This is a genomic window from Bacillus sp. JJ1764, assembly GCF_036962145.1.
Lineage (GTDB): Bacteria > Bacillota > Bacilli > Bacillales > Cytobacillaceae > Neobacillus.
The window spans coordinates 1-6,065 of sequence record NZ_JBALNY010000200.1 but is presented as its reverse complement, the minus strand read 5'-3'; the positions used below and the strand labels follow the sequence as shown (position 1 = coordinate 6,065).

Genomic DNA, 6,065 nt, shown 5'->3' with positions numbered 1-6,065 from the left:
CTATATTCCCTTTTTTCCTGAGCTATCACTTTTTCAGGAACGTAGAGGCCTTCTATATTCCACTTTTCCTTCTGCCACCTCTTTCTCGGGAACGTAGAGACCTTCTATGCTACATCTCTATGCTTTGCCGCTACCTACAAGCCACTTCTAACTAAGAAACCCTCTTTGCCCCACAATCAAAAAAGAATCAAAAAAGAAAAAGCACACAGGCAACTTCCCATGTGCTTCTTACTATTAAATCAAGACGGTGGCAGCATGGTTAAGGCCACGCGTCCTTTTTTCATGTCGACAGAATCGACCCATACAGTAACCACATCCCCAACAGATACAATATCTAATGGATGTTTTACGAAGCGGTTGCTGAGTTTGGAGATATGAACTAGGCCATCCTGCTTAACCCCAATATCTACAAATGCCCCAAAATCGACTACATTTCTAACTGTTCCTTGCAGTTCCATGCCCGGTTTCAGATCTTCTAGTTTTAGGACATCCTTTTTTAGAAGAGGGCGTGGTAATTCGTCACGTGGATCACGTTCAGGTCTTACTAAGGCATCAACGATATCCTTCAGAGTAAGTTCCCCAATAGCGAGCTCTTCGGAAACCGCCTTTAAGTCCAGACCGCTTAATGATTCCATCAATTCTTCCTTACCCAAATCTGCTGTTGTGAATCCTAAATTCTTTAATAATTTTTCAACCTCAGGGTAATGTTCAGGATGGATCCCGGTCCGATCTAAAGGCTGTTTCCCTTCTAAAACCCGAAGGAAACCAATGGCCTGCTCGTATGTTTTTGCCCCGAGCCGCGGTACTTTCTTTAATTGGGTCCTGCTTGAAAATTTCCCTGTTTCTTCGCGCATCTTTACAATATTGTTGGCCGCAGTTTTATTCAAGCCCGCAACATATTGAAGTAATGAAGAGGATGCCGTATTAACATTTACACCAACCTGGTTAACGGCTGTCTCCACTACAAAGTGCAAGGATTCGGATAGACGTTTTTGAGAAACGTCATGCTGATATTGGCCGACACCGACGGATTTCGGGTCGATTTTTACCAATTCTGCAAGCGGGTCCTGCAATCTGCGGGCAATGGATACAGCACTTCTTTCTTCTACCTGAAAATGAGGGAACTCTTCTCTTGCCAGATCCGATGCAGAATAAACGCTAGCTCCCGCCTCATTGACGATTAAGTAGAAAATTTCCTCATCCATTTCTTTTAAAATGTCTGCCACAAATTGTTCCGTTTCTCTGGAGGCAGTACCATTTCCGATTGCGACCATTTCCACTTTAAACTCGCGCAAGATTTTAACCATCTTCTCTTTTGCTTCTCTGGCTTTTGAAACAGGTGGATGCGGATAGATGACGCCAATTTCCAAGACTTTCCCCGTTTCATCTACTACCGCCAACTTACAGCCTGTCCGATAGGCTGGGTCAACCCCCAATACCATTTTTCCTTTTAACGGTGGCTGTAATAGTAAGTTTCGGAGGTTTTCCGAGAAAATATGAATGGCTTGCTCTTCGGCTTTTTCAGTTAATTCATTGCGGATTTCCCGTTCAATCGAAGGCTGGATTAAACGCTTATAGCTATCCTCGATTGCCTCCAAAACAACTGGAGCCGCTGGTGAGTGTTCTTTTTTAATCCACCTTTTTGATAAATAAGCACGGATCAAATCGGAATTTACTTTGATGGATACTCGTAAAATATCTTCCTTCTCCCCACGGTTTAAGGCAAGGATTCGATGTGGCACAATCTTGTTAACTGGCTCTTCATATTCATAGTACATTTCATAGACATTTTTCTCGTCATTTTCTGCTTCTTTTACAGTAGAAGTCACAGCACCTGATTTAAAGGTTTCTCTTCTAACCCATTTCCGACTCTCAGCATCATCAGAAACCATTTCTGCAATAATGTCCTTGGCACCGTTAATCGCATCTTCAATCGCCAGAACTTCTTTTTCTTCTGATAAAAATTCTTGAGCTTTGGCCGTGATATTTTCAGAGGGGAAAGTTAGCAGCCACTCAGCCAATGGCTCAAGGCCTCTTTCTTTGGCAATAGTAGCTTTTGTCCGTCTTTTTTGTTTATATGGACGGTAAAGGTCTTCTACCTCTTGCAGTTTTTCGGCCTTATTAATGCTTTTCTGTAACTCTTCTGTCATTTTTCCTTGTTCAGCAATAATTCGGATGACTTCTTCTTTTCTTTGTTCAAGGTTCTGTATGTATTGCCAACGTTCCATTATGTTCCGGATCTGCACTTCGTCAAGCGCACCTGTCATTTCTTTACGATATCTGGCAATAAACGGAACGGTGTTTCCTTCATTTAATAACGAGATAACATTTTTCACTTGTTTATATGAGACAGCCTGCTCGGCTGCAATTTTCCCCAAGAGCTGATCGTCTTTTACCATCGTTTCACTCACTAAACTGTTCCTCCAATTCGTTTTTTCTTAATTGTATCAAACTACCAAATAGGTTTCATGTCAAAAAGAAAGGCAAGCTGGAGAGCTTGCCGATAGCAGTTTAAGTATGAAGGCAGGATTATGTACGAAAAAACGCTCTTTTGTTAAAGAGCGTGTCTTTGCTAAAATTCGATGAGGCCTAAGCTGACTTGCAGGGCTTCATCCACTTTTTCCATCATTTCGTCATCGAGATGGGTTATTTTATCGGTTAACCGCTGTTTATCAATTGTGCGGATTTGCTCTAACAGAATGACCGAGTCTCGTTCAAAACCGTAGCGCTTCGCATCAATTTCAACATGGGTCGGAAGCTTCGCTTTTTGTATTTGAGCTGTAATCGCTGCAACAATAACGGTGGGACTAAACCGATTCCCGATGTCGTTTTGGATGACAAGTACTGGGCGGACGCCGCCTTGTTCAGAACCAACAACTGGGGATAGGTCCGCAAAATATACGTCACCACGTTTGACAATCAAGTGATTATCCTCCGCTTACAAGACGTTCAACAGTATGCTCTGCCTCATATTCTGCTTGGAAAGCTTCAGATGCGATTCTTAGGTTAATCTTTGCCATTTCCATGTATCCACGTCTCATGGATTCGCGAATTTGTCTCTGTTTTCGTTCGCGCAAATACATTTTGGTTGCTTGGTAGATAAACTCACTGCGGTTTACATTTTCTTGTTTAACGAAACCATCTAATTCAGTTAATAGATGTTGCGGTAATTTCACTAAAATTTCCGTAGTTGCGCTGGGTTCAGACACAAACATACACCTCCACCATCACTACACACCGTTTTTTATTTTATCTATACCATATTTTATAATAACACTTAACGAACTTCGTGCATAGACTAAATATCACTCCTATTGTATTATAAGCCAATATTTAATCCTTTTATGCACAAATTAACCACTATATCATAAATATGATGGAGTTTCCTTTTTAACCTCTAAAAAATCAAAAAAGATAATTTTTTACTTCGACAATGTTTCCCGCTTTTTTATAAACTCTTGGCACACGACTAGTAATAATACAAGGAACCTCATAATTAATGGTTCCAAGCTTCACGGCAATGTCATTCACTGATATAAATTGATCCCCTTGTTTTCCGATTAAGGTGACCGTTGTTCCAACCGGATTGTATTCAGGCAAGCGGATCATGCACTGATCCATGCAAATTCTGCCAACAATTGGTGCCCGCTTTCCGTTAACCAAAACCTCTTGTCCTTGAAGTTTGCGAATCCAACCATCAGCATATCCGATAGGCAGGGTGCCAATCCATTCTTCTTGATCACTTTCGTAAGTGGCACCATAGCTTACTTTATCGCCTTTATATAGTTTTTTTACATGGACAAGCTTTGTTTTCAAGGAAAAAGCCTCTTTTAAATCATACGGAATTTTGCTTTCCATTTCTAACGATGGCGTTAGTCCATACATCGCGATCCCAGGACGAACTGCATTAAAGTAAGCCTTTGAAAATCTGATTGCCGCGGCGCTGTTACTAGAATGAACATATTTAGGGCGTTTGGCTAAGGTGCTAATTATTTTTTCAAATCGACTATATTGCTGCTCAAAATAGGATAGATCCAATTCATCTGCTGTGGCAAAGTGCGTAAAGATTCCCTCAAAATCAAACCGTTTATCATTCAAAATGATGTTTTCAACATCAGTCAGCTCATCACTTGTACGCACACCAATTCTCCCCATACCGGTATCCACTTTTACATGGACTTTCAGTTGGTCGTTTGTTTGTAAGAACTGTTGTGCTTTTTGTAACCACTCTTTTTGAAAAACAGTCAAAGTGATATTCTCTTTAACCGCAATCCCTACATTCTCCGGACGGGTGTTACCAAAAACTAGAATCGGAGCTGTGATTCCTTTTTTTCTTAAGGCAATCGCTTCATCCAAAATGGCAACCGCCAGATAGGTTGCCCCAGCCTCAAGTGCTGTTTTTGCAACTTGAAAATCTCCGTGCCCGTAAGCATTTGCTTTTACAACAGCAAAAATTTCTACTCCTTCTGTTAATTGTTTCTTTAAAGAAGTCACATTATCATGAATGCAATCCAAATCAATTTCTGCCCAGGTATCTCGATAGAAATACTCTTGCTCTTCCATGCTTCCACTTCCTACACTAATTTATAAACATTCTTCCATTTTAACATATTTTCATCGAACAGGCTTTGTGCTAAAAACAAAAAGACCCCCCCGGAGGGAGTCTGTTGGATTTATTTTACTGCTTCACCTGAAACAGACTTAGCCACTTGTATCATTTCATCCTTAGTTAGATTTTTTGAAGCAATCATATAGTCAATACCTTCATTTGACCAGCTAATAGAGTGGTCATTAACAGCACCGATTGTAATACCCAAGTCTACCAAGTCACCCTCTACGTAGGTTGGAGTAGTCGATGCGACTTTTGATTTTACTTTTTCCTGAACTAAGGTAAATGATTTTTTCCCTTCATACGTCAGGACTACGCGCTTACCATCTTCAATCTTAGATTGTTTTTCTTCGACCAGCTTGGTTCCTTTTGGCTCGAAGGTTGGATATTTAACCGTAAAGGATTGGTCGCCTCCATCAGCCATCGCCGGAAGATTAAGCTGGGCACGAGTCATGTTCTTTTTCATATCGAAATCGTTTTTGTCGAAGTTAGCTTTAAAAGTAACCTTTTCAAATTCAACAGTTACCAGAGCATTTCGATCCGGATCCATCACTTTTACACTCACTGGCGATAAATCTTTTTTATTTAATTTAATTTCCTGGATTGGTAGCATACTATTATTTTGATAGCGGGTTTTTGTTTCAAATACATAATGCCCTTTTGTTTCTGAGAACTTTGCCTCTTTATCCATCACAATGTCCTTAATTAGCGATTCATACAAATAAGCCTGGCTGCTGTTTTGTGGCCAATCACTTTGGAATTTAAAGCTTTTATTTAGGGCAGGAGTTAATACAAATACCCCTTCATCATTGCGCAAAATCATTTGGCTTTGATCTTTTTCAGCATTTTTAAGATTTACGCGATAAAAAGTTGGATCCTTATGCCAAATTTCCACGTTATAGACTTGAGATTCTGTACCCATTTTAAGCGTCATTTTGGCCTCTGCTTTATAACTCGTTAAATCATCAAGTTTTCCATTTAGCTCCTTCACGACATCTTGTTGTGATTTGGAGCCGCAGGCGGCCAGTACAAAGATTACCATCAGCCCCGTCATAAGCAGTAACAACTTTTTCCTCATTCCTTCAACCCCTTCTTGTCTCATTTCAGTTAGATTTTGAGAAGAGAAAGGCAGGGATCAGGCAGTGATACCAAAATGACCATAGCTGACCTTGTCTCTCCTGTTTTCCCTACGAATATATGAGACAACCTTTTGGATTATGCTTATGGGGTGAAACAAGCTGATTTATTTTTTTGAGGCTGGTTGGTTTGGGGAATTTTTGAGCTTTGTTGTTGTTTAGCGGTTTGGATGAAGGACAGGACCTTTGTTTATGCTTCTCTTTTTGTCTTTCATCGACCATATGAAAGACAGGGCCTTTGCTTCCGCTTCTCTATTTGTCATTCATCACCTTTATGAAGGACAGAGCCTTTGTTTCCGCTTCTCCTTTTGTCTTTCATC

Annotated in this window: 5 protein-coding genes; all 5 read right to left on the bottom strand. The window is 40.4% G+C overall.

The annotated features are described in order from the left end of the window. Positions 1–239: 239 nt before the first annotated feature. On the bottom strand, positions 240–2,399 hold the full coding sequence (locus tag V7083_RS21645) for a Tex family protein (RefSeq protein WP_438823760.1): 2,160 nt from the start codon (positions 2,397–2,399) through the stop codon (positions 240–242). Positions 2,400–2,572: 173 nt separating this feature from the next. After that, a complete protein-coding gene (gene ndoA, locus V7083_RS21640; protein WP_007083556.1) occupies positions 2,573–2,923 on the bottom strand; it encodes a type II toxin-antitoxin system endoribonuclease NdoA in 351 nt (116 codons plus the stop codon). Positions 2,924–2,927: 4 nt separating this feature from the next. Continuing rightward, entirely contained in the window at positions 2,928–3,209 is a 282-nt protein-coding gene (locus V7083_RS21635) for a CopG family ribbon-helix-helix protein (protein WP_066400964.1), read from the bottom strand. Between the two features lie 196 nt (positions 3,210–3,405). Beyond that, positions 3,406–4,563 carry an alanine racemase gene (gene alr, locus V7083_RS21630; protein WP_335481977.1) on the bottom strand — a complete coding sequence of 386 codons (1,158 nt, stop codon included), beginning with the start codon at positions 4,561–4,563 and terminating at the stop codon, positions 3,406–3,408. Between the two features lie 110 nt (positions 4,564–4,673). After that, positions 4,674–5,687: an outer membrane lipoprotein-sorting protein gene (locus tag V7083_RS21625; protein ID WP_335481974.1), complete on the bottom strand. Its 1,014-nt coding sequence runs from the start codon at positions 5,685–5,687 to the stop codon at positions 4,674–4,676. Between the last annotated feature and the right edge of the window lie 378 nt (positions 5,688–6,065).

Excerpts from the sequence above, each read along its gene's own strand:
- V7083_RS21645 (WP_438823760.1), bottom strand. The coding sequence starts at position 2,399 with ATGGTAAAAGACGATCAGCTCTTGGGGAAAATTGCAGCCGAGCAGGCT.
- alr (WP_335481977.1), bottom strand. The coding sequence starts at position 4,563 with ATGGAAGAGCAAGAGTATTTCTATCGAGATACCTGGGCAGAAATTGAT.
- V7083_RS21625 (WP_335481974.1), bottom strand. The coding sequence starts at position 5,687 with ATGAGGAAAAAGTTGTTACTGCTTATGACGGGGCTGATGGTAATCTTT.